19 protein-coding genes and 1 tRNA gene are annotated in these 23170 nt (G+C 66.4%); 7 read left to right on the top strand and 13 right to left on the bottom strand.

Annotated elements, in window-relative coordinates; translation table 11 throughout:
* Positions 1 to 47: 47 nt before the first annotated feature.
* Positions 48 to 998: an alpha/beta hydrolase family protein gene (locus G6P88_RS19110; RefSeq protein WP_226946643.1), complete on the top strand. Its 951-nt coding sequence runs from the start codon at positions 48 to 50 to the stop codon at positions 996 to 998.
* Between the two features lie 13 nt (positions 999 to 1011).
* Here G6P88_RS19110 and G6P88_RS19105 read toward each other — a convergent pair whose 3' ends face one another.
* From G6P88_RS19105 to G6P88_RS19085, 5 genes are all read right to left on the bottom strand, one after another.
* Complete coding sequence (locus tag G6P88_RS19105) at positions 1012 to 2400, bottom strand: MFS transporter (protein ID WP_165324615.1); 1389 nt, start codon at positions 2398 to 2400, stop codon at positions 1012 to 1014.
* Between the two features lie 101 nt (positions 2401 to 2501).
* Positions 2502 to 5939 carry an error-prone DNA polymerase gene (locus tag G6P88_RS19100; protein WP_165324614.1) on the bottom strand — a complete coding sequence of 1146 codons (3438 nt, stop codon included), beginning with the start codon at positions 5937 to 5939 and terminating at the stop codon, positions 2502 to 2504.
* Positions 5936 to 7486: a Y-family DNA polymerase gene (locus tag G6P88_RS19095; protein WP_165324613.1), complete on the bottom strand. Its 1551-nt coding sequence runs from the start codon at positions 7484 to 7486 to the stop codon at positions 5936 to 5938. The genes G6P88_RS19100 and G6P88_RS19095 overlap by 4 nt, the downstream gene beginning before the upstream one ends.
* Positions 7368 to 8162, bottom strand: a complete 795-nt coding sequence (locus tag G6P88_RS19090) for an ImuA family protein (protein WP_165324612.1) — start codon at positions 8160 to 8162, stop codon at positions 7368 to 7370. The genes G6P88_RS19095 and G6P88_RS19090 overlap by 119 nt, the downstream gene beginning before the upstream one ends.
* A 267-nt stretch (positions 8163 to 8429) precedes the next feature.
* Positions 8430 to 8828, bottom strand: a complete 399-nt coding sequence (locus G6P88_RS19085; RefSeq protein ID WP_165324611.1) for a MerR family transcriptional regulator — start codon at positions 8826 to 8828, stop codon at positions 8430 to 8432.
* Positions 8829 to 8903: 75 nt separating this feature from the next.
* Between G6P88_RS19085 and G6P88_RS19080 the strand changes: the two genes are divergently transcribed.
* Positions 8904 to 9641, top strand: a complete 738-nt coding sequence (locus G6P88_RS19080; protein ID WP_165324610.1) for a MauE/DoxX family redox-associated membrane protein — start codon at positions 8904 to 8906, stop codon at positions 9639 to 9641.
* Between the two features lie 42 nt (positions 9642 to 9683).
* Here the strand turns inward: G6P88_RS19080 and G6P88_RS19075 are convergent, their stop codons facing one another.
* On the bottom strand, positions 9684 to 10754 hold the full coding sequence (locus G6P88_RS19075) for an NAD(P)-dependent alcohol dehydrogenase (protein ID WP_165324609.1): 1071 nt from the start codon (positions 10752 to 10754) through the stop codon (positions 9684 to 9686).
* Positions 10755 to 10878: 124 nt separating this feature from the next.
* On the opposite strand from G6P88_RS19075, the gene G6P88_RS19070 reads away from it, so the two are divergent.
* Positions 10879 to 11799: a LysR family transcriptional regulator gene (locus tag G6P88_RS19070; RefSeq protein WP_165324608.1), complete on the top strand. Its 921-nt coding sequence runs from the start codon at positions 10879 to 10881 to the stop codon at positions 11797 to 11799.
* Here G6P88_RS19070 and G6P88_RS19065 read toward each other — a convergent pair.
* From G6P88_RS19065 to G6P88_RS19045, 5 genes are all read right to left on the bottom strand, one after another.
* Positions 11796 to 12695 carry an EamA family transporter gene (locus G6P88_RS19065; protein ID WP_165324607.1) on the bottom strand — a complete coding sequence of 300 codons (900 nt, stop codon included), beginning with the start codon at positions 12693 to 12695 and terminating at the stop codon, positions 11796 to 11798. The genes G6P88_RS19070 and G6P88_RS19065 overlap by 4 nt on opposite strands.
* A gap of 109 nt (positions 12696 to 12804) precedes the next feature.
* Entirely contained in the window at positions 12805 to 13722 is a 918-nt protein-coding gene (gene cysK, locus G6P88_RS19060) for a cysteine synthase A (RefSeq protein WP_165324606.1), read from the bottom strand.
* On the bottom strand, positions 13719 to 15008 hold the full coding sequence (locus tag G6P88_RS19055; RefSeq protein ID WP_165324605.1) for an MFS transporter: 1290 nt from the start codon (positions 15006 to 15008) through the stop codon (positions 13719 to 13721). The genes cysK and G6P88_RS19055 overlap by 4 nt, the downstream gene beginning before the upstream one ends.
* An 88-nt stretch (positions 15009 to 15096) precedes the next feature.
* Positions 15097 to 17376: an ATP-dependent helicase gene (locus tag G6P88_RS19050; protein ID WP_165324604.1), complete on the bottom strand. Its 2280-nt coding sequence runs from the start codon at positions 17374 to 17376 to the stop codon at positions 15097 to 15099.
* 131 nt (positions 17377 to 17507) lie between these two features.
* The gene (locus tag G6P88_RS19045; protein WP_165324603.1) at positions 17508 to 17675 is read right to left on the bottom strand and encodes a Flp family type IVb pilin; all 168 of its coding nucleotides are present in this window, start codon (positions 17673 to 17675) and stop codon (positions 17508 to 17510) included.
* Between the two features lie 351 nt (positions 17676 to 18026).
* Here G6P88_RS19045 and G6P88_RS19040 point away from each other — a divergent pair, with 351 nt between their 5' ends.
* Positions 18027 to 19184 (top strand): integrase core domain-containing protein, encoded by a 1158-nt coding sequence (locus tag G6P88_RS19040; protein ID WP_226946856.1) that lies wholly within the window; start codon positions 18027 to 18029, stop codon positions 19182 to 19184.
* A 47-nt stretch (positions 19185 to 19231) separates the two neighbouring features.
* Here G6P88_RS19040 and G6P88_RS19035 read toward each other — a convergent pair.
* Positions 19232 to 19307, bottom strand: a tRNA-Lys gene (locus G6P88_RS19035).
* Between the two features lie 37 nt (positions 19308 to 19344).
* Positions 19345 to 19839: a 2-amino-4-hydroxy-6-hydroxymethyldihydropteridine diphosphokinase gene (gene folK / locus G6P88_RS19030; protein WP_165324601.1), complete on the bottom strand. Its 495-nt coding sequence runs from the start codon at positions 19837 to 19839 to the stop codon at positions 19345 to 19347.
* Positions 19840 to 20129: 290 nt separating this feature from the next.
* Here folK and G6P88_RS19025 point away from each other — a divergent pair, with 290 nt between their 5' ends.
* From G6P88_RS19025 to G6P88_RS19015, 3 genes are all read left to right on the top strand, one after another.
* A complete protein-coding gene (locus tag G6P88_RS19025; protein WP_165324600.1) occupies positions 20130 to 20438 on the top strand; it encodes an FtsB family cell division protein in 309 nt (102 codons plus the stop codon).
* A gap of 160 nt (positions 20439 to 20598) precedes the next feature.
* Complete coding sequence (pdhA, locus tag G6P88_RS19020; protein WP_425594462.1) at positions 20599 to 21702, top strand: pyruvate dehydrogenase (acetyl-transferring) E1 component subunit alpha; 1104 nt, start codon at positions 20599 to 20601, stop codon at positions 21700 to 21702.
* Positions 21699 to 23096 carry a pyruvate dehydrogenase complex E1 component subunit beta gene (locus tag G6P88_RS19015; RefSeq protein WP_165324599.1) on the top strand — a complete coding sequence of 466 codons (1398 nt, stop codon included), beginning with the start codon at positions 21699 to 21701 and terminating at the stop codon, positions 23094 to 23096. The genes pdhA and G6P88_RS19015 overlap by 4 nt, the downstream gene beginning before the upstream one ends.
* Positions 23097 to 23170: the final 74 nt, after the last annotated feature.

Here is a 23170-nt window from a genome sequence, read left to right as displayed (position 1 = left end):
TGTGCGCGGGCTGGTCCGAATCCCGTTTTTCCGCCACGGATAAGGGCATGATGTTCGTGCGCTTTTTCCGTACCGCCATTATGGCCTGCCTCGCCCTGTTCGGCGCGAGCATCGCACAGGCCACCGGGCCTATCACCCTGTGCGAGGGTGTCTGGGTCGATGCCAGCCGCGAGCGGCCGATCCCAGTTCGCATCCGCATGCCCGCCGGCATCGACAAGGTCGGGGTCATCCTTTTCAGCCACGGGCTCGGCGGCTCGCTCGACGCAGGGACGATCTGGGCCAATGCCTGGGCCGAGGCCGGCTATGCCGTCATCAACATCCAGCATCGCGGCAGCGACAGCGCAATCTTCGGCAAACCGGGATTCCGCGCCGCACTCGGCAGCCAGCAGCTGATCGTCCGGGCGCGCGACATGCGCTTCGTGATCCGCGAGCTGGGCATCAGGCGCGAAGAGGGCATCTGCGACCTCCGCCGGATCGACCAGCGCCGCATCGGCATCGCCGGGCACAGCTTCGGCGCGCAGACCGTGCAGGCGGTGTCGGGGCAGATATTCCCCTTCCCCATCCAGCCGCCGCTGGTCGACCTCAAGGTCCGCGCAGCGCTGGCGCTGAGTCCTTCGCCCCCGCTGGTCGGGTCGCCGCAGATCGCCTTTTCGCGCATTCACATCCCCTTCCTGTCGATCACGGGGACCGAGGATGCGGTGCCGATGGTCATCCCTATCACGGCCGAACAGCGCCAGGAACCGTTTCGGCTGATGCCGGCCGGAGACAAATTCCTGCTCGTCCTGAAAGGGGCCACGCACGAGATGTTCGCCGGCCAGACCTTCGCCTCGATGCTCAACGGCGAGCCGCCCGCCCATGTCCGCAACACGGTGATCGCCACCAGCATCGCCTTCTGGCGCGCCACGCTCGACGGCGACGTTCAGGCGATCGAGTGGCTCTACAGCGTGGACGGCCTGCGCGCCGGCCTCAGGGAAGGCGACTTCTTCGAGAGCCGCTGAGCCGGTTTCAGGCTCAGCGTGCTGCGCGTACGGGCCGTAGCGACACGATCGCCTCCGGCTCGAACCGGCGGTTCAGCATGACAGCACCCAGCGCCAGCAGCGCCAGCAGAAGCATGCTGCCGGCATAGGCGCGATTGTCATAGGGCGTCGCATGGGTCAGCCAGCGCATCGCGGCCAGCGACCAGACACCGGTGATCACGCCCAGCGACAATGTTAGCTGCTGGACGGTCGAATAGAAGCCGGTCGCCGCCGCCATACGCTCCGCCGGCACTTCGACATAGGCTGCCGGACCGATCACAAGCATCGCCAGTGCCAGACCGAAGCCCTGCCCGAAGATCAGCAGATAGAAGAGTGGCAGCGGCAGGTCCGCACGCAGAAAGGCGGTGCCGAACAGGGACAGAGCGAAGACGATCCCGCCGCCCACGGAGACGCTGCGCGGATGCGAGCGGGCGATGAGCGGACCGCCGACGAGCCGGCTGACCAGCACCCCGACCGTGCCCGCCGCGAGCATCACGCCCGTCTTTGCGGCCTCGAATCCCATGGCGAGCTGGAACCACAAAGGCAGCAGGAACGCATGCGCCCCGAACAGGCAACGGATCAGGGTGCCGGACAGCATCGAAAGGCGAAAACTGGGGATCGCCCAGAGGGTCAGGTCGATGATCGGGGCCTCGGTACGCCGATGATGGCGCAGATAGAGCAGCGCCGTTGCGAGCGCGACGAGGAGCGTCGCGATCGTGATCGCAGGCGCGACCTGGCCGGTGACGCCGCTCAGGCCGATGACGAGCGAGACGATCAGAATGGCGACGATCACCGTCCCGCGCGCATCGAAGACTTCGCCCTCCTCGTCGCGCCGGTCGGGTACGAGCCACAGGCTCATCACCACGCCGAGCAGCGCCATCGGCAGGTTGACGAGGAAGATCATGTGCCAGGAGGCATAGCTGACCAGGAAGCCGCCGAGCGCCGGGCCGATCAGCGGACCGACGATGCCGGGAATGACGAGCCAGTTCATCGCGCTGATCAGTTCGTGCCGTTCGGCCGAGCGCAGGACGAGCAGCCGCGACACGGGGATCATGATCGCGCCGCCCACGCCCTGCACCGCCCGCGCCGCGACGAGCGTCCCCAAGGACCAGGCCATGGCGCTGGCGACCGCGCCCAGCATGAACAGCAGCAGCGAAGCGATGAAGGCGTTGCGCGCACCGATACGGTTGGCGAGCACGCCGCCAAGCGGGATGAACACGACGAGGGCCAGCTGATAGGCCAGGATCGCGACGTTCAGGTCGATCGGGGCAACCCGGAGATCGGCGGCGATCGCCGGCAGCGCGGTGTTGATCGCGGTCGCGTCGAGATATTGCATGAACACAGGGATCGATGCGGTCAGTGCGATGGCCCGATAGCCGCTCATTCGTCCCCCTTTGCGGTCGCAGGGCGTCGCTCTGCCAAAGCAGCCCGACCTCGCAAAGTGGTAAGTGGCGCGGTCCGCCTGCCTTGCCGAAATGCGATGGATCAGTGGAAGTCGCGCGAGCGCGGCAGGATGCGGACGTCGCGTGGATGGCGGCCGCGCGGAACATTGTGGCGCGGCATCTGCGGATGCTCGAACACGTCGGCGCGCGACAGCTCGATCTCGGTGCGATGATCCTCGGACAGGCGATCGAGCTCGGCGCTGCGATCATGGACGATCGCGCCCATCAGGTGGACGACGCCTTCGGGACTGCGCTGGATCTCGCCCTCGACCAGCATCAGCCGCGATGCCATCACCTGCCGCCGCTGCACCTCGAAGGTCCGCGCCCAGAGCAGGACATTGGTGACGCCGGTCTCGTCCTCCAGCGTGACGAAGATCGCCTTGCCCTCGCCCGGCCGCTGGCGGACCAGCACGACGCCCGCGACCTTCGCCCGCGATCCGTTGCGCGCCGCCGATGCCTCCGCGCAGCTGAGCACCCCTTCGCGTCGGAACAGGTCGCGCAGGAACTGCATCGGGTGCCCCTTCAGCGACAGGCGGGTGAGCTGATAATCGGCCGCGACATGCTCGGACAGCGGCATGGCGGGCAATTGCGCATCGGGCTCCTCGCCCAGTTCGCGGGCGCGCGCCGCCGCAAACAGCGGCAGTTCGCCATCGGGGGTCCGGCGCGCCTCCCACAGCGCCGCGCGCCGGTCGAGTCCGATCGAGCGGAAGGCGTCGGCATCGGCCAGAAGGCGCAGCGCGCGGCGCGGCAGATCGGCCCGGCGCGCCAGATCCTCGATGCTGTCGAAGGGCCCCTGACCGCGCGCCGCGACGATCGCCTCGGCCCACGCCTCGCGAAAGCCATCGACCTGGCGCAGGCCGATGCGGAGCGCCAGCCGGTCGGGCGGCCCTTCGAGGCTGTTGTCCCAGAGGCTGCGATTGACGTCGATCGACCGGACCTCGACGCCATGCTCGCGCGCATCGCGGACGATCTGTGCGGGCGCGTAGAAACCCATCGGCTGCGAATTGAGCAAGGCACAGGCGAACACCGCCGGATAGCGGCATTTGAGATAGGAGGAAGCATAGACCAGCAGCGCGAAGGACTGGGCATGGCTTTCGGGAAAGCCATAGCTGCCGAAGCCCTTGATCTGTTCGAAGCAGCGTTCGGCGAAATCGCGCGGATAGCCGCGATCGACCATGCCCTCGACCATCTTGCGCTCGAAGGTCGGCATGGTGCCGACATTGCGGAAAGTCGCCATCGCCCGGCGCAGCCGGTTCGCCTCGGCATCGCTGAACCCGGCCGCGACGATCGCCAGCTTCATCGCCTGTTCCTGGAACAGCGGCACCCCCAGCGTCTTGCCGAGCACCTCGCGCAGTTCATCGGGATCATGGGGCGGTGCCGGCGAGGGGAAGACGACCGCCTCCAGCTTCTGCCGCCGCCGCAGATAGGGGTGGACCATGCCGCCCTGGATCGGCCCCGGCCGGACGATCGCGACCTGGATGACGAGGTCGTACAATTCACGCGGACGCAGGCGCGGCAGCATGTTGATCTGCGCGCGGCTCTCCACCTGGAAGACGCCGATGCTGTCGCCCGTGCAGAGCATGTCATAGACGTCGGGCTGGTCGGGCGGGATCGTCGCCAGCGTATATTGGCGCCCGATATGGGTCTCGATCAGCGCGAAGGCCTTGCGGATACAGGTCAGCATGCCAAGCGCGAGGATATCGACCTTCATCAGCTTCAGCGCGTCGATGTCGTCCTTGTCCCATTCGATGAAGGTGCGGTCGTCCATCGCCGCATTGTGGATCGGAACGGTCTCGTCGAGCCGGTCCTCGGTCAGGATGAAGCCGCCGACATGCTGCGACAGATGGCGCGGAAAGGTCAGCAGTTGCGCAACCAGCATGTTGAGCCGCCCGATCTCCACATTGGCCGGGTCGAAGCCGGTCTCGTGAAAGCGCTTCTCCTCCATGCTGGACGAAAAACTGCCCCAGATGGTCGAGGTCAGGCGGGCGGCGATATCCTCGCTGAGGCCCAGCACCTTGGCGATCTCGCGCACCGCGCTGCGCGGCCGGTAATGAATGACGGTCGCGGCGATGCCGGCGCGGTCGCGGCCATAGCGACCATAGATATATTGCATCACCTCCTCGCGCCGCTCATGCTCGAAGTCGACGTCGATGTCGGGAGGTTCCTTGCGGTCCTCGGAGATGAAGCGCGAGAAGAGGAGCTTGTTCGCGACCGGGTCGACCTCGGTGATGCCGAGCACGTAGCAGATCACCGAATTGGCCGCCGATCCGCGCCCCTGGCACAGGATCTTCCGCTCGCGCGCAAAGCGGACGATGTCGTGCACCGTCAGGAAATAATAGGCATATTGCTCCTTCCGGACGAGCTTCAGCTCGGTCTCGACGAGGTCGAGCACCTTGCGGTCGGGCGCCTCGCCATAGCGCCAGCGCACGCCGTCGGCGACGAGCTTCTCGAGCCATGCTTGCGGGGTCCAGCCCTCCGGCACCGGCTCGTGCGGATAGACATAGCTGAGCTGTTCGAGATCGAAGCCGACCCGATCGAGCAGGCGCGCGCCTTCGCCCACCGCCTGCGGATAGTCCGCAAAGAGCCGCGCCATCTCGTGTCCGGGTTTCAGATGGCGCTCGGCATTGGCCGCGAGCCGCGTCCCCGCCTCCTCGATCTTCACGCCCAGCCGGATGCAGGTGACGACGTCATGGAGCTGGCGCTGCGCCGGGGTGGCATAGAGCGCGTCGTTGGTCGCGAGCAGCGGAACCGACAGATCCTTGGCGAGCCGCGCCAGCTTCGCGATCCGGCGACGGTCGCGCCCCGCATAGCGCATGGTGACGCCCAGCCAGACGCGATCGGGAGCCGCCCGGTTCAGCAGGTCCAGAACGCGTCGCAGCATGTCCTGCGGCCCCTCCGGCGAAGGCGGCGGCGAAGCGGAGAGACGAACCCCGTCGACCGTCGCCAGCGACAAGGCAGGCCGCTCCTCGTCGCTCTCGCCCGAGGGGTGCCTGTTTACCCCAGGAGCGGGGGGCTGCCAGCTCGGATGCGGCCGGGCGCCCTCCTCTCCCAGCACCAGCCCCTCGCCATCGGGGATCACCACCAGCAGCAGATCGTCGAGATGATCGAGCAGATCGTCGAGGAACAGGATGCAGTCGCCCTTGATCGCGCGCCGGTTGCCGACCGTCAGCAGGCGGGTCAGCCGCCCCCAGCCATGGCGCGTCGCGGGATAGGCGACGATGTCGGGCGTCCCGTCGGCAAAGACGAGGCGTGCTCCGCTAGCGAGCTTGAACGGGAAATCGGGCAGCCCCTCCTCCGCCGCCTTCTCGCGCGCATCGCGCAGCGCCTTCCACGCGCGGACCACGCCGGCGACGCTGTTGCGGTCGGCGATGCCCAGTCCGACATGGCCGGCTGCAAGCGCGGCTGCGACCATCTCCTCGGCGGGCGAGGCCCCGCGCAGGAAGCTGTAATTGGTCGCCGCCACCATTTCGGCAAAGATCATGCGAACAGGCCGTGGATATACCAAGCCGGGCTGCTCGCCTCGCTGCCATAGAGTCCCAGCCGGAACAACCAGAAGCGCCGCCCCTTGCGGTCCTCCACGCGATAATAGTCGCGGCTGAGCCCGGCATTGTCGGCGCGCTTCCACCAGAGCGAACCGATCCGCTCGGGCCCTTCGGCCAGCGTCACCTCGTGCAGTTCGCGCCGCCAGCGAAAGCGCTGGGGCGGACCGTCGGGCACGCCCGCCACCACCTCGATCGGCTGGGGCGGGTCGAACAAATAAGTCGGACGCAGCGGCGGCTCGCCCCGCTCGGGCTCGGGCCAGGGGCCGGTGGGTCCGGCCTCGATCGCGGGAAAGGCGAAGGCCGCCTGCTCGGGAACATGGCTGTCGCGCGGGGCCAGCCGCCGGACCCGGTTGCGACCGAGCCGCGTGGACAGGCGGTCGAGCAGCTGCGCCAGTTCGCCCTCGGCCAGCGCGCCGCCCTCGAGCGGCAGCTGGACCGGCGCCATCGTCTCGAACAGCGGCACGGCCAGACGTACAAGGTCGAAGCCGAAGCCCGGATCGACCGGATCGGACAGCGCGGCGAGACGCTCGTCGAACAGGCGCATGACGGTTGCGGGATCGCGCACGGGCAGGCCGGTTTCGACACGCAGCCGCCGCACGAGGCCATCGGTTCGATAGAGCTGCGCCTCGAAGCGGCGCCCGCCACGATGCGCCTCCTCCATCCGCCGCGCGGCCCCCGCCATGAGCTCGCCGATCGCAGCGAGCGCCGCCTCAGTGCGGCCGATCGGCTCGGCGAAGCGGCGTTCGAGCAGCAGGGCCGGTTCAGGGCGTCGCGGGGTGATGCGCAGGTCGCGCCCCCCGGCGACGCGGGCCAGCCGGTCGGCGGCGGCCTCGCCGAAGCGTGCGGACAACAGTTGCGAGGGTCGCGCGCGCAGGTCGCCGATCCGCTTGAGCCCGGCGCGGCGCAGGGCGACTGACTCTTCTCCGCCCAGCTCGAGCGCTTCGACCGGGAGGCTGTCGAGCTGGGCATCCGCAGACCGCGCATGACGCGCCAGCGCATGGGCGGCATCGGGGGTGTCCGCTAGCGCGCTGCGCGTCGTCAGCCCCAGCCGCTCCAGCCGTGCGCGCATATCGGCTAGCAAAGCCTCCTCGCCGCCGAACAGATGGGCGCAGCCGCTGATGTCGAGCAGGATGCCGTCGGGCGGATCGATCGCTACCATCGGGGTGTAGCGGTCGCAGCCGTCGGCGATCGCCTCGATCAGGCGCGCATCCTCGGCCGGATCGGCATCGACGACGCCCAGATCGGGATGGCGCGCGCGCGCATCGGCGAGTGAGAGCCCGGGTACAAGCCCCAGCTCAAGCGCGGCCCGGCTCGACGCGGCGAGCCGGATCGCGCCTTTCTGCTTTTCGACGAGGACGAAGGGCGCCTCAGGCGGAAAGCCGGGCCGCGCCTGTCCGCTCCGGATCGCCCGCGCGACCCGCTCGCTCGCCAGCAACGGGAAGACCAGCGCCAGATAGCGGCGCTTCGCGGAAATGGTGTTCGTCACGATTCCACTCCAGCAACATGCGCATGCCTTCCAGCCCTCCGCGATGGCGCAACAATTCGATTTCGATGGCGGGATGACCGGGCGCCCCCGCCTCCAGCGGCGCCGAGGCCGAGGAGCGGACCCGCCAGCGGCTATAGGCCGCGCTCGGCACCGGCTCCCCTTCCGCCCGCAACAGCAGCACGGTAACTCCCGATTTCTCCGCCGCGACCGCCAGTCGCCGGGTGGCGGTCAGGTCGAGTCCCCGCGCCGCCTTCCAGGGCTCGATCAGCAGGACCGATAGCGGCGCGCAGCGGACCGCATCCCCCGCCGCCCGCAGCAAGGCCGCCTCGTCGGGCGCGACGATCTCGATCAGGCGCGCCGGATCGAAGCCCAGTTCCGCAAGGCCAGGCCCATAGAGACATCCCCCCGCCCGCACCGAACCGTCCTGCCGCAGCCATAGCAGCGGCCCTCTCCCCACGCGCATCGCGAGCATCAGCCCCGCCCCGGCCAGCGCCGCCCGATCATCCGGTTCGGCCGCGAACAGTTCGTGCAACCGACCCTTCGGCAAGCCACCGCCCAGCTGCGCGTCGAGCAAGGCGCTGCCCAGCGGGAAAAGCACGCTTTCGACAGGCTTCGGGCCCTCGATCGCGGCAATGCGCGCCCGAAGGTCGGCCAGGAAGGGGGACGACTCGTTCATGACATTTGTTCTTGTTATGTTCTTATCTTCCTTCTGCCTGCTCCGAGTCAAGCCGGTCCGAAGGATCAGGCGGCAGGCACGATCGCAAAGGCCAGCAACAGCGCATCCGCCAGCGCGAGAAGGCCGAGAATACTCCGGGCGGCGATCAGTTCGAGGGTCGGCATCGGACATACTCCTGAAGGGACACCCCCCCCTCCTGACACGCCAGTCGTTCCCCGCTTCGTCAGCCCCGAAATATTCTGAAACCGCGTGAAAAAATCCGCCGCTTCAATCCCCGAACGCCGCCAGTATCGGGCAAGGCCCCGCCTCTCCGGCCGCGCATTCGCCGGCCAGCCGGCGCAAGCCTGACCGTGCTTTCTCCAGCCGCGCGATTTCGACATCGATGGCGGCGGCGCGTTCCTCGGCCATCGCACGCGCCCGGTCCCGGTCACCCTCGGCATCGAGGGTCAGCAGTTCTGCGATCTGCGACAGGGTGAAGCCCGCGGCCTGCGCCGAGCGGATGAAGCGCAACCGGCGGACGTCGTCAGAGCCATAGCGACGGATGCCGCCTTCGATGCCACCGCCAGCGGGCCGGGGCGGCTCGGGCAACAGGCCGCGCCTCTGATAATAGCGGATCGTCTCCACCCCCACGCCACCGGCGCGCGCGAGGCCCGAAATGGTCAGCATCGATGACCCCTTGCAACCGTAGCATGGTACGGACCCCAGATGGGCGGCAGGCGTTGCAGAGACAAGAGGAAGCCCATGACGAAGACCGCCACCATCCACCGCATGGTCATGCCCGGCCATATCTGCCCCTATGGGCTGAAGGCGCTCCACCTACTGAAGGGCCGGGGCTTCGCGGTCGAGGACCGCTGGCTGCGCAGCCGCGAGGAAACCGACGCCTTCAAGGCCGCGCACGGCGTGAAGACGACGCCGCAAATCTTCATCGATGGCCAGAGGATCGGCGGACATGACGATCTGCGCCGCTATCTCGGTCTCCATGTCCCGGATCCCGATGTCACCAGCTATCGCCCTGTCGCCGCCCTGTTCGGGATGACCGCTGCGATGGCCCTAGCGCTGAGCGTAGCGATTCACGGCACGCCCTTCCACGGGGCGGTGATCCCCTGGTTCATCGCGCTCAGCATGTGCGTCCTGGCCCTACTCAAACTGCAAGATGTCGGCCGCTTCTCGACAATGTTCCTGAACTACGACCTGCTCGCCCGCCGCTGGGTTCCCTATGCGACCCTCTATCCCTTCGCCGAAGGTCTGGCGGGCGTGCTGATGTTGTCGGGCAGGCTCACCTGGCTTTCCGCGCCGCTGGCGCTGTTCATCGGATCGATCGGGGCGCTCTCGGTCTTCAAGGCGGTCTATGTCGAGAAACGCTCGCTCAAATGCGCTTGTGTCGGCGGCGCGAGCAATGTGCCGCTGGGCTTCGTCTCGCTCGTCGAAAATCTTATGATGGTCGCGATGGCCGTCTGGATGCTGGTCGCGGCCCATTAAAAAAGGGGGACGGTCGCCCGCCCCCCCTTCGTCATTCGAGCCTCAGGCGGCGACCTCGTCGCGCAGCGACTGCATGTCGATCACGAAGCGATATTTGACGTCGCTCCGGACCATGCGATCATAGGCCTTGTCGATCGCCTGCATCGGGATCGTCTCGATATCGGCGGTAATCCCGTGGTCGCGGCAGAAATCGAGCATCTCCTGCGTCTCGGCAATGCCGCCGATCAGCGAGCCCGCCAGCGCGCGGCGGCGGAAGATCAGGCCACCGACCGACGGCGAGGGATGCGCCTCCTCGGGCACGCCGACGAGCACCATCGTGCCGTCGCGCTTGAGCGCGTTCAGGAAGGGATCGAGATTGTGCGAGGCCGCGACCGTGTTGAGGATGAAGTCGAACCGGCCCGCCTGCGCCGCCATCGCCTCCGCATCGCGCGACACGACAACGTCCTTCGCGCCGAGCGCCAGCGCCGCCTCGCGCTTGTCGGGCGAGGTTGTGAAGACGGTCACCTCGGCCCCCATCGCCGCCGCGATCTTGACGCCCATATGGCCGAGGCCGCCGAGCCCGACCACGCCGACCTGCTGCCCCGGCCCCACCTTCCAGTGGCGCAGCGGCGAATAGGTGGTGATGCCGGCGCACAGCAGCGGGGCAACTGCGGCAAGGTCCTTCTCGTCATGATCGACGCGCAGGACGAAGCCCTGATCGACGACGATATGCGCCGAATAGCCCCCGAAGGTGTGTCCGCCGAGATGTTTGTCATGGCCGTTATAGGTGCCGATGAAACCTCCCTCGCCGGTGCAATATTGCTCCTCGCCGTCCTGACAGGACGGGCAATGGCCGCAGCTGTCGACCATGCAGCCGACACCGACGGTCTGGCCGACCGAGAAAAGGCTGACGTCCGAGCCGACGGCGGTCACGCGGCCGACGATCTCGTGACCGGGAACGCAGGGGTAGAGTGTCCCGCCCCACTCGCCGCGCGCGGTGTGCAGGTCCGAATGGCAGACGCCGCAAAAGAGGATGTCGATCGCGACGTCGGTCGGGCCGGGTTCGCGGCGATCGAAGCTGAAGGGCGCCAGAGGCGTGTCGGCGGAGTGCGCCGCATATCCATGGGTCTGCATGTCGTCTTCCTGAAAGATAGAAGGGGGCCGTCGGGCGGATACCCGTCGCATCAGACATATAGTGCAGCTGCATCTATTCTTTTAGGAGACGGATTCTGAATGGAGTCATGCTGGAGATTCATAAATGCAGCGCGAGGATCTGAGCGATCTCTTCGCCTTCCGGCAGGTCGCGCGCGAACGCAGCTTCACCCGCGCCGCGGCGGTGCTCGGCACGTCGCAATCGGCGCTGAGCCACCTGGTCCGCCGGCTGGAAAGCCGTCTTGGCGTGCGGCTGCTAACCCGCAGCACGCGGAGCGTCGCGCTGACCGAGGCGGGCGAGAAGCTGCTGGGCGTGATCGACCCGGCCATGGCCGACATCGACGCGGGCCTCAACGCGCTCAGCGAATGGCGAGACAAGCCGGCCGGCACGGTTCGTATCACCGCGAGCGAACTGCCCGCCGAGACGATATTGTGGCCGGCGCTGTCGCCGCTGCTCAAGGCCTATCCCGACATCCATGTCGAGATCGACGTCAACGACACGCTCAAGGACATCGTCGCGCATCGCTATGATGCGGGCGTGCGCTTCGGCGACCAGGTGGCGCAGGACATGGTCTCGGTCCGGATCGGGCCGGATTCGCGCTTCGTGGTGATCGGCGCGCCGACCTATTTCGCCGCGCACGGTATCCCCGAAGCGCCGCAGGACCTCGGCCGGCACCAGTGCATAAACCTGCGCCTGCCGACTTTCGGCAATCTCTATGCTTGGGAGATGGAGCGCGACGGACGGGCGATCAACATGCGGGTCGAGGGCCGCCTCGTGTTCAACAAACTGTCGCTGGCGATCGACGCCGCGCTGGACGGCTTTGGCCTCGCTTTCGTGCCGCTCGACCTGGTCGAAACCCATATCGCGGAGGGCCGGCTGGAGACGGCGCTCGACGCGTGGAACCCGCCCTTCACCGGCTATCATCTCTATTATCCAAGCCGGCGCCAGCAATCGCCAGCCTTCGCGCTGGTCGTGCAGGCGCTGCGCTATCCCAGGTCGGGGAAGGTACCGGAATGGCCGCTTTAGGGGGCGGCCTTACGCCGTAGAAGCATCGGCCACAGCATATTGATCGCCAGCCCCCCGATCACCAGCGCGGCGGCGCCGATCTTCCAGCCGGGCAGAGCCTCGCCCAGCACCAGCGCGGATGTGCCCATGCCGAAGATCGGAACGAGCAGCGCGGTCGGCGAGATGCTCGCCGCCGGGTGACGCGACAGCAGCCAGCCCCAGGCGGCATAGCCGAACAGCGTGTTGCCGACAGACTGCCACAGAACCGCAGCCCAGGCGCCGCTGCCGGCATGGGCGACCGCCTGCGTCATGGCGGGCCAGCCCTCCATCACCAGCGACGCAGCGAACAGCGGCGGGATCGAGAAGAGGCTCGCCCAGACGACGAAGCCGAGCATGTCGCTCGTCCCGCTCGCCTTGGCGATATGGTTGCCGCAGCCCCAGCTGAGCGAGGCGATGAGCGTCAGCAACAGGCCGAGCGGGGTCGCGCTGGCATCGCCATGGAGGATGATCAGCGCGATGCCGCTGGTCGCGATCAGCAGCGCGAGGCCCTGATAGGCGCGCATCCGCTCGCGGTTGACCAGCATCGCCAGACCGATGGTGAAGAAGACCTGGCTCTGCACGACGAGCGACGCCAGCCCCGGTGAGATATGTCCGCGCATCGCGATATAGAGCATACCGAACTGGCCGAAACCGATCAGCACGCCATAGGCCGCCAGCGACCGCCAGCGCACCGCCGGGCGGCGGATGAAGAAAGCCGCAGGCAGGAAGGCGAAGGTAAAGCGCAGCGTCGCGAACAGCAGCGGCGGCAGCTCGTCAAGCGCCAGCCGGATCACCACGAAATTGGTGCCCCAGACGGCGACGATCGCCAGCGCGAGCAGCAAATGCGAAGCGGGAAGATGGTGGCCGGTGCGATCCATGGGACCGTTGTCTAGGCCCCAGAATCGCGCCCGAACATCCAGACAATCCGACTATATTGTCACGGCAGCGATGCCGCCCGCCCCGTTCGGGCGGACGGCACGCCGATCGTCATTCGGGCAGGAAGTCGGGCACCGACAGATAGCGCTCACCGGTGTCGTAGTTGAAACCGAGCACGCGCTTGCCCGGAAACTCCTTCAGCTTCTGCGCGATCGCCGCGAGCGTCGCGCCCGAGCTGATGCCGACGAGCATGCCTTCCTCGCGCGCCGAGCGGCGCGCATAGTCCTTCGCATCGGCAGGATCGACCTGCACCACGCCGTCGAGCAGCTGGGTATGGAGGTTGGCCGGCACGAAACCCGCGCCGATCCCCTGGATCGGGTGCGGCCCGGGCTGACCGCCCGAGATCACCGGCGACAGGGTCGGTTCCACCGCGAACACCTTGAGGTCGGGCCACCGCGCCTTCAGCACCTGCGCCGCGCCGGTGATGTGGCCGCCTGTGCCCACGCCCGTGATCATGACGTCGATCGGCTCGTCCTTGAAATCGGCGTAGATTTCCTCGGCGGTGGTGCGGACGTGGACCTCGATATTGGCGGGGTTCTCGAACTGTTGCGGAATCCAGGCTCCGGGGGTCTGCGCCTGCAGCTCAAGTGCGCGCTCGATCGCGCCCTTCATGCCCTTCTCGCGCGGGGTCAGGTCGAAGCTGGCGCCATAGGCCAGCATCAGCCGGCGGCGTTCGAGCGACATGCTCTCCGGCATGACGAGGACGAGCTTATAGCCCTTCACCGCCGCGACGAGCGCGAGACCGATGCCGGTGTTGCCGCTCGTCGGCTCGATGATCGTGCCGCCGGGGGTCAGCTTGCCGCTGCGCTCGGCATCCTCGATCATCGCCAGCGCGATGCGGTCCTTGATCGAGCCGCCGGGGTTGCTCCGCTCGGACTTGATCCACACCTCGGCATCGCCGAACAGGCGGTTGATGCGGACGTGCGGGGTTCCGCCGATGGTTTCCAAGATCGATGCAAATCTGGTCATGCTGCCTTCTCCTGGCTTGGAACATCATCTAACGATGCGGGCGCATCGAGGGTCCTTGCCCGCAATATCTCGGGAAAGAGGCGCGCCCACAAGGCCGCCACCATGATCGTGCCGATCCCGCCCGCCACGACCGCGGCAACCGGCCCCACCAGCGCGGCGAGGAAGCCCGATTCCGCCTCGCCCAGCTCGTTCGAACCGGAAATGAACAGCGTCGAGACCGCGCCCACCCGCCCTCGCATCGCGTCGGGTGTGTAGAGCTGGATCAACGACTGGCGGACATAGACCGACACCATGTCGGCCGCGCCGAGCAGCGCGAGACAGGTGAGCGCGACGGCCATGGGATCGGCCGTGCGATAGGACAGGCCGAAGGCGATCGTACCTACGCCGAACACGGCCACCGCGATCAGCAGCTTGAGGCCGACATTGCTGCGCAGCGGGAAACGCCCGAGACAGAAAGCGGTGAGCGCGGCTCCCACCGCTGGCGCCGCGCGCAAATGGCCGAGGCCCGAGGAACCGACATGCAATATGTCGCGTGCGTAGATCGGCAGCATCGCGGTGGCGCCACCGAGCAGCACCGCGAACAGGTCGAGCGAGATCGCACCCAGCACCAGCCGGTTGCGCCGCAGATAGGAGAAGCCCTCGAGCATCTGCGCCCATGGCTTTGCCCCCCGATCGAGCACCGTCCGCGGAACCGGGCCGATCAGGAATAGCATCAGCGTAGCAAAGGCGAGCAGGCCGGCCGCCACCGCATAAGCGAGCGGCGGATCGATCGCGTAGAGATAGCCGCCCACCGGCGGACCTGCGATGGCGCCGACCTGCCAGGCAAAGGAGCTCATCGCGATCGCCTGGGGCAGCAGCGCCCTGGGCACCAGATTGGGCGACAGCGCCTGCAGCGCGGGGGCGGCAAAAGCCCTTGCGACGCCGAGCAGCGCCGCGATCGTGAACAGCGCGGGAAGACTGATCCGGTCGGTCCAGGTCAGATAGCCGAGCGCCAGCGCGCACCCCAGTTCGAGCGCGGTCGTCGCCCGCGCGATCCAGCGGCGATCGAAGCGGTCGGCAGCAAGCCCGGTAACCAGCGTCAGCAGCATCAGCGGCAGAAATTGCGCGATACCGATCAGACCGAGCTGGAGCGCCGCCTCGCGCGGCGCCATCGTCCGCCGGGCGACGTCATAGACCTGCCAGCCGATGATCACGACCATGCCGTTGAGCGCGATGGTCGATGTGAACCGGGCCAGCCAATAATGGCGATAGGCCGGTATGGAGAAGGGGGACTCGCGCGTGGCCATAGCTCTCTCTAGGCGCTGGGACGGATCGATCGCAACCGGCTGGGGCTGCGGCGCACTCAATTTCTACTGATACGCTAGAAATAATTTATCAGGCAGGGGAAACGAAGCTGTCCAGCACGCGCTTGCGCCCCGAATGTTCGAAATCGATCTCGAGCTTATTGCCCTCGATCTCGACCACGGCGCCATAGCCGAACTTGGTGTGGAACACGCGCTGGCCAAGCGCGATGTCCTTGCGCGCCGGCTGGGCGAAGCTGACCGCCGAGGCGCGCGCCTCGACCACGCGGGCGCCCGTTTGCGGCGCACCGAGCCCGCCAGCCGCCGTTGCCCTCTGCCAGCCCGGCCCCCGGCCCTGCCCCCGGCTGACATGGGCAAAGGGGTCGGCATGTTCGGACCATTGTGCGCGCCACAACGACTCTCCGCCGGACATCGTCGTTTCGGATTCGACATGCGCCTGCGGAAGCTCGGCAATGAAGCGCGAGGGGATGGATGAGGTCCACTGCCCATAGATACGCCGGTTGGCCGCATGGAGGATCGTACAGCGTCGGCGGGCCCGGGTGATCGCGACATAGCCGAGCCGCCGCTCCTCCTCGAGACTGGCCAGCCCCCCTTCGTCCAGCGAGCGCTGGGACGGGAATACGCCTTCCTCCCAGCCCGGCAGGAACACCGTGTCGAACTCCAGCCCCTTCGCGGCATGGATCGTCATCACGGTGACCTTGGCGCTGTCGGCATCGGCATCATTGTCCATGACGAGGCTGACATGCTCGAGGAAGTCACCGAGCGTCTCATAGTCCTCCATTGCGCGGGTGAGCTCGCTCAGATTTTCAAGGCGGCCCTCGGCTTCAGTCGACTTCTCGTTCTGCAGCATCGCCACATAGCCGGACTCTTCCAGCACCTGGCGGGTCAGCTCTGCATGGGGCAATTGCGACAGCAGGTCGCGCCAGCGCGCAATGTCGCCGACGAGATTGCCCAGCGCGCGCCGTGCCTGCGGCGTGAGCTCGTCCGTACCCAGGATGCGCGCAGCCGCCGACGTCATCGGGATGCCCTCGATCCGCGCCAGCTGGTGAATCTTGGTGACGGCCTTGTCGCCCAACCCGCGTTTCGGCGTGTTGACGATCCGCTCGAAGGCGAGATCGTCGGCCGGCTGGCTGATCACACGCAGATAGGCGAGCGCATCCCGGATTTCGGCGCGCTCGTAGAAGCGGAAGCCGCCGACGATGCGATAGGGCAGGCCGATCGCGATGAAGCGGTCCTCGAACTCGCGTGTCTGGAACTGGGCACGCACGAGAATGGCGACATCGTCGAGCCCCCTGCCCGACCGCTCATGCGCCTCGATCTCCTCGCCGACGCGGCGCGCCTCTTCGGGGCCGTCCCAGATGCCGACGACGCGGACTTTCTCGCCATCGGCCTCCTCCGTCCAAAGGGTTTTGCCAAGGCGCCCGCCATTATGGGCGATGAGGCCGCTGGCCGCCGCCAGGATATGCGGCGTCGATCGATAATTCTGCTCGAGGCGGATGACCGCCGCCCCCGGAAAATCCCGGTCGAAGCGCAGAATGTTCGCGACCTCGGCCCCGCGCCAGGAATAGATGGACTGGTCGTCGTCGCCAACGCAGCAGATATTCTTGCGCTCCTGCGCCAGCAGCCGGAGCCAGAGATATTGGGAGCTGTTGGTGTCCTGATATTCGTCCACCATCACATAGCGGAACCGGTCCTGATAGAAGGCCAGCACGTCGCGGTGGGTCTTCAATATGGTCAGCATGTGGAGCAGCAGATCGCCGAAGTCGCAGGCGTTCACCGCGCGCAACCGCTCCTGATATTGCTCGTACAGCTCGCCGCCACGCCCATTCGCGAACTGCTCGGCCTCGCCCGCGTCAATGTCGGCCGGCGTCAGACCGCGATTCTTCCAGCGGTCGATCAGGCCCGCAAGCTGTCGGGCGGGCCAGCGCTTCTCTTCGAGATCCGCCGCGACGAGAAGCTGCTTGAGCAGGCGCAACTGGTCATCGGTGTCGAGAATGGTGAAGCTGGAGGTCAGGCCCACAAGTTCCGCATGGCGGCGCAGCATCCGCGCCGCGACCGCATGGAAGGTTCCGAGCCAGGGCATACCCTCGACCGCCTCGCCCAGCATGCGCCCGACGCGTTCGCGCATCTCCCGCGCGGCCTTGTTGGTGAAGGTGACCGCCAGGATTTCGGACGGGAAAGCGCGCCGCGTGGCGACGAGATGCGCAAGGCGGGCGGTCAGCGCGGCCGTCTTGCCGGTGCCGGCTCCGGCCAGGACCAGAACGGGTCCCTCGGTGGTGAGTACCGCCTGCCGCTGCGGTTCGTTGAGACCGCGCAGATAGGGCGGCTCCAATGCGGGGGAATCCTGGGTCACTTGCGAACAGTTAGGGAACGAAAAGCGGAGGGGCAAGGCCCCTCCGCCTCCGGTCGTACCGCTGCCCCGGGTTTCCCCGGCCGGCAGATACGCACCGGCCGGGGCAGCGGAAGCTCAAAAATCAGAAAGGCTCAGGACGCCTTCATGTTGTTGCTGACATTGGTGAAGGTCGTGGTCAGCTGGTTGCCGAGCGCCGACATCGCGGTGATCGCCGCGACCGCGATGAGGGCCGCGATGAGACCATATTCGATAGCCGTGGCGCCCCGGCCGTCGCGAGCAAGCATAATCAACTTCCGCATCCGAAATCCCCTTTCAACCCGATCGTCGACAGGGATAGCGGCAAAGCGATTAAACCCGCGTAACGGCCTAGGGTTAAGCCGCCGAAAACCACAGTAAGCCGGAACGGGGGGAGACGGACAGGATCGGCTTCGAACCCTCGATATGTGCAAGGGCGGCCGAATTCGATTGCGGAAACCACGAAGGCACCGCCCGTCAGGGCGACGGGGGATGGGCTTCCTGGCGCCCGGCTGATGTCTGTGTGAGTGAGCGACCCGAGAGATAGGTGACAGACTGTACCGGAGACATGGGTGACACATCTCCCCTGCGATCGCAGGGGAGATGTGTCGATGCCGTGGAAGGAAGTCTCCGTGATGGACGAACGTCTGCGCTTCGTGGCCCGCATATTGGAGGGCGAGCCGATGACCGATGTGTGTCGGGAGTTCGGCATATCTCGCAAGACCGGCTACAAGATCGTCAGTCGGTACCGCGAGGATGGGCCGGTCGCGCTGTGTGACCGCTCCCGCCGTCCGGTTCGATACGCCAATCAGCTGCCCGACCAGATCGTACAACTGCTGATCGCGACCAAGAAGGATAAGCCGGGATGGGGTGCCCGCAAGATCCGGGAGTTGTTGGTGCGCAAGCTCGACGGGGATTATCGCGTACCGTCCGTCAGCACGGTTCACGCCGTGCTCGATCGCCATGGACTTGTTACCCGCGCCAGAAAGCGGCGAGGCAAGGCGTCCGGAACATCCTTGTCGCCCGGCCTCGCGCCGAACGAGCTCTGGTGCACCGACTTCAAGGGCGAGTTCAAACTCGGAAGCGGTCGATATTGCTACCCGCTCACGGTCACCGACCATGCGTCGCGCTTCCTGCTCGCCTGCGAGGCGCTGGAATCGACACGCGAAATGCCCGTCATCGAGAGCTTCGAGAGGCTGTTCAGGGAAAGAGGTCTCCCGGCCGCCATCCGCTCCGACAATGGCGTTCCCTTCGCCAGTCCCAACGGCCTCTACAACCTGTCCAAACTGTCCGTCTGGTGGCTCCGCCTGGGCATCGCCATCGAACGGATCAAGCCGGGCCGTCCCCAGCAGAACGGCCGGCACGAACGCATGCATCGTACGCTCAAAGCCGAGGCGACACGCCCGGCGCGCATGAACTTCCTACAGCAGCAGGACCGGTTCGACAGCTTCGTCACCGAGTTCAACCAAGAGCGCCCGCATGAAGCGCTCGGCATGAAATATCCCGCCGAACTCTACACGCCCTCGACGAAACCTTATCAGGGCCTGCCCCCGGTCGAGTACCCGTTCCACGACCGCGACGTGCTCGTCACCGCCTGCGGGCGAATCTGCATGCACCGGAAAAGGGTCAACATCTCGACCGTTCTCGCCGGCCAGAAACTCGGCATCAAGGAAGTCGACGACGGAATATGGCTCGTCTCATTCCTCGACTACGATCTCGGATATATCGACTTGGAACAGAAAACCCTGCAAACCATCGACAACCCGTTCGGCACGAGGTTGTTACCCATGTGACCGGAACAATCCGTCACCCATGTCTCGGGTATGTACAGAGAGATATCTGGTGGGTCCGCCGGGATTCGAACCCGGGACCTCTCGATTAAAAGTCGCTTGCTCTACCGACTGAGCTACGGACCCACCGATGGCGCCTCCCTATGAGCCGCGCGCGTCCGGGTCAACCCGAACGTCGGCGAAGGCGGTGGCGCGCATGGCGGACGCTGCGGGCGGAACGGCCGATGCGCCAAGATGGCGCCACCTGCTCCAGCGGCCGCAGCACGAAGTCCCGTCGCTCCATTTCGCGATGCGGCACGTGCAGCGCCGGACCGCGCGTTCGGTGCCAGCATCCGCCCGACCACAGCAATATATCCAGGTCGAGCACCCGGCTTCCCCAGCGACGTCCGCGTCGGCGGCCGAAGCCGACTTCGATCCGTTTGAGCAGATCGAGCAGGGCCGACGGATCGAGCGCCGTGCGGACGACGATCGCGGCATTGGCAAAGCGGCGCGCCGAGGGTCCGAGCGGCGCGGTCGCGATGATCGCGGAATGGGCCTCTATCGCCAGTCCGGCCGCAGCGAGTTCGGCGACCGCCCCGCGCAGGACAGCTGCCGGCGAGCCGAACCGTCCGTGCCGCCGGTTCGAGCCGAGCCCGATCGCGTAGAGATGTGACGCCATGACCGCTGCTATAGCTGCGGCGCACGCGCCATTCCATCGGCGGCCTCGGGGTGGGGCTATCGCCTGCGAAACGAAACCGCCGGATGCGCACCGACGACCAAAAACACCACCTGTCGTAGCAAAGGCGGTGGAGCGCATAAAAACCCACCATATGTTGTAGGTCGCATCCGAAATGATGCAGCGGAGGCGGTGGCTCGCACAACATATCGCGGCGAAATTCGCTATGGAATCAGGGCGAAACGACACGAAAAGGGCTTGATCCGCAGACTCATAGGTGATTCTGTCTTCGGATGAATCGCGCCCCTCTCTTCCAGGCTGCACGCAGCGCCGCATTGCCGGCGGTGGCGATTCTCATCATCGGCTATTTCGCCGGTTCGGCTCTGGTCGGCCCGAACGGGCTGCTGGCCCTGGGCGGCTATCGGTCGGAACTCGCGCGCAAGTCGCAGGAGCTGCACAGGATGGAGGCCGTCCGCGCACGGCTGAGCCACCATGCCCGGCTCCTCGATCCGTCCCGGGTCGATCCCGATTTCGGCGAGGAACTGGTGCGCAAATCGACTGGCCAGGTTCGCCCCGACGAGATCATCATACCCCGCAATTAAGCGCGGGAATGGACCCGGACGGGCGGGCTCGCCGGGTAATTTGATTGCGTGTCCTGATATTATTTTAATGTGGCTGGCGTTCGATTGCGTTGAAATCGTCGCGCGCGCGGGCCTATATGCTTGCTGCCACCCCTCCCCGGGACACCAAGGAGCCATAAGCTTGGCGAAACCAGCACAGCCCCGCGCCGCCGCGAAGAAGACGACGGCGCGCGCCCCCGCATCCTCCACCGCGAAGGCCGCAGCCGCCGTGCCGCCGGTGCCCAATCGCGAACGGCCCGCCGAGCCGCAGCGCTATGAGGCGACCAAGGAAGAGATGCTCGAATTCTACCGGCAGATGCTTCTCATCCGCCGCTTCGAGGAGAAGGCCGGCCAGCTCTATGGCCTCGGACTGATCGGCGGTTTCTGCCACCTCTATATCGGCCAGGAAGCGGTCGCCGTCGGGCTCCAGTCCGCGCTCGAGGTCGGCAAGGATTCGGTGATCACCGGTTATCGCGATCATGGCCATATGCTGGCCTATGGCATCGATCCGAAGGTTATCATGGCGGAGCTCACCGGTCGCGCCGCCGGCATCAGCCGCGGCAAGGGCGGCTCGATGCATATGTTTTCGGTCGAGCACCGTTTCTACGGCGGCCATGGCATCGTCGGCGCGCAGGTCAGCCTCGGCGCGGGCCTCGCCTTCAAGCATAAATATTCGGGCGATGGCGGCGTCGCCATGGCCTATTTCGGGGACGGTGCCGCCAACCAGGGGCAGGTCTACGAAAGCTTCAACATGGCCGAGCTGTGGAAGCTCCCGATCATCTTCGTGATCGAGAACAACCAATATGCCATGGGCACCAGCGTCAACCGCGCCTCTTCGGAAGACCAGCTCTACCGCCGTGGCGAGAGCTTCCGCATTCCCGGCATCCAGGTCGACGGCATGGATGTGCTCGCCGTGCGCGGCGCCGCCGAGGAAGCGGTGAAGTGGGTCCGCGAGGGCAAGGGTCCGATCCTGCTCGAGCTCAAGACCTATCGCTATCGCGGCCATTCGATGTCCGACCCGGCGAAATATCGCTCACGCGAGGAAGTCCAGTCCGTGCGCGACAAGTCCGACCCGATCGACCATCTCAAGAAGGAGCTGGAGGCGCTGGGGGTCAGCGAGGACGATCTGCGCAAGCTGGAGAAGGATATCCGGGCGATCGTAACCGAGGCGGCGGACTTCGCCGAACAGTCGCCCGAACCCGAGCTCGACGAGCTCCATACCGACGTGCTGGTGGGACAATATTGATGGTCGACCTTAAGATGCCCGCGCTTTCCCCGACGATGGAGGAAGGCACCCTCGCCAAATGGATGGTGAAGGAGGGCGATGTCGTCAAATCGGGCGACATCCTGGCCGAAATCGAGACCGACAAGGCGACGATGGAGTTCGAGGCAGTCGACGAAGGCACCGTTGCCGAGATCGTCGTTCCTGCGGGGACCGAAGGCGTCAAGGTCGGCACCGTGATCGCGCGGATCGCTGGCGAGGACGAGGAGGCCGCACCGCCGGCCAAGACCGCCGACACCTCCGCTCCCAAACCCACCGAAGCTCCTGCCGCCGAGCCCAAGGCCGAGAAGCCGAAGACCGAAACCGGTACAGCCCAGCTCGTGACCGCGGCCGCCCCCGCAGTCGCCGACCCCGATGTGCCGGAAGGCACCGAGATGGTGAAGACCACGGTCCGCGAAGCGCTCCGCGATGCCATGGCCGAGGAAATGCGCGCCGACGGCGACGTCTTCGTGATGGGCGAGGAAGTCGCGCAATATCAGGGCGCCTATAAGGTCACCCAGGGTCTGCTCGACGAGTTCGGCGACAAGCGCGTGATCGATACGCCGATCACCGAATATGGCTTCGCCGGTATCGGCACGGGCGCGGCGATGGGCGGGTTGAAGCCGATCGTGGAGTTCATGACGTTCAACTTCGCGATGCAGGCGATCGACCACATCATCAACTCGGCCGCCAAGACCAACTATATGTCCGGCGGCCAGATGCGCTGTCCGGTCGTGTTCCGTGGCCCGAATGGCGCCGCCGCCCGCGTGGCCGCCCAGCACAGCCAGAATTTCGCGCCCTGGTATGCGTCGGTCCCCGGCCTGATCGTCATCTCGCCTTATTCGGCGGCGGACGCCAAGGGCCTGCTCAAGGCCGCCATCCGCAGCCCGGACCCGGTCGTTTTCCTGGAGAATGAGCTTCTCTACGGGCAGAGCTTCGACGTGCCCAAGCTGGACGACTATGTCCTCCCGATCGGCAAGGCGCGCATTGCTCGCCCCGGCAAGGATGTGACGATCGTCAGCTACTCGATCGGCGTCGGCGTCGCGCTCGAAGCGGCAGCGAAGCTGGAAGCCGAAGGGATCGATGCCGAAGTCATCGACCTGCGCACGCTCCGCCCGCTCGACAAGGCGACGGTGCTCGAAAGCCTGAAGAAGACCAATCGGATGGTCGTGGTCGAGGAAGGCTGGCCGACATGCTCGATCGCCTCGGAGATCTGCACGATCGCCATGGAGGAAGCCTTTGACGATCTCGACGCGCCCGTGCGCCGGGTGACCAATGTCGATGTGCCGATGCCCTATGCCGCCAGCCTTGAAAAAGCGGCGCTGCTGAAAGCATCCGACGTCGTGGATGCCGTCAAGGCCGTGACCTATCGCGCCTGACTGCCCCAAAAGGCATGACGCTCCGTCATATTGCGGAGCGGACCTCAGCAAGCATGTGTTACACTGCTCCCGAG

The sequence above is a fragment of the Rhizorhabdus phycosphaerae genome, from assembly GCF_011044255.1.
Lineage (GTDB): Bacteria > Pseudomonadota > Alphaproteobacteria > Sphingomonadales > Sphingomonadaceae > Rhizorhabdus > Rhizorhabdus phycosphaerae.
This window is presented reverse-complemented; position numbering and strand designations above follow the sequence as displayed.

Coding starts and splice junctions, on each gene's coding strand:
- cysK (WP_165324606.1), bottom strand. CDS start 13,722: ATGACCAGATTTGCATCGATCTTGGAAACCATCGGCGGAACCCCGCAC.
- G6P88_RS19085 (WP_165324611.1), bottom strand. CDS start 8,828: ATGCTGACCATTTCGGGCCTCGCGCGCGCCGGTGGCGTGGGGGTGGAG.
- folK (WP_165324601.1), bottom strand. CDS start 19,839: ATGGCGTCACATCTCTACGCGATCGGGCTCGGCTCGAACCGGCGGCAC.
- G6P88_RS19110 (WP_226946643.1), top strand. CDS start 48: ATGATGTTCGTGCGCTTTTTCCGTACCGCCATTATGGCCTGCCTCGCC.
- G6P88_RS19070 (WP_165324608.1), top strand. CDS start 10,879: ATGCAGCGCGAGGATCTGAGCGATCTCTTCGCCTTCCGGCAGGTCGCG.
- G6P88_RS19065 (WP_165324607.1), bottom strand. CDS start 12,695: ATGGATCGCACCGGCCACCATCTTCCCGCTTCGCATTTGCTGCTCGCG.
- G6P88_RS19075 (WP_165324609.1), bottom strand. CDS start 10,754: ATGCAGACCCATGGATATGCGGCGCACTCCGCCGACACGCCTCTGGCG.
- G6P88_RS19045 (WP_165324603.1), bottom strand. CDS start 17,675: ATGCGGAAGTTGATTATGCTTGCTCGCGACGGCCGGGGCGCCACGGCT.
- G6P88_RS19055 (WP_165324605.1), bottom strand. CDS start 15,008: ATGGCCACGCGCGAGTCCCCCTTCTCCATACCGGCCTATCGCCATTAT.
- G6P88_RS19090 (WP_165324612.1), bottom strand. CDS start 8,162: ATGAACGAGTCGTCCCCCTTCCTGGCCGACCTTCGGGCGCGCATTGCC.
- G6P88_RS19025 (WP_165324600.1), top strand. CDS start 20,130: ATGAATCGCGCCCCTCTCTTCCAGGCTGCACGCAGCGCCGCATTGCCG.
- G6P88_RS19105 (WP_165324615.1), bottom strand. CDS start 2,400: ATGAGCGGCTATCGGGCCATCGCACTGACCGCATCGATCCCTGTGTTC.
- G6P88_RS19100 (WP_165324614.1), bottom strand. CDS start 5,939: ATGATCTTTGCCGAAATGGTGGCGGCGACCAATTACAGCTTCCTGCGC.
- G6P88_RS19040 (WP_226946856.1), top strand. CDS start 18,027: ATGGACGAACGTCTGCGCTTCGTGGCCCGCATATTGGAGGGCGAGCCG.
- G6P88_RS19080 (WP_165324610.1), top strand. CDS start 8,904: ATGACGAAGACCGCCACCATCCACCGCATGGTCATGCCCGGCCATATC.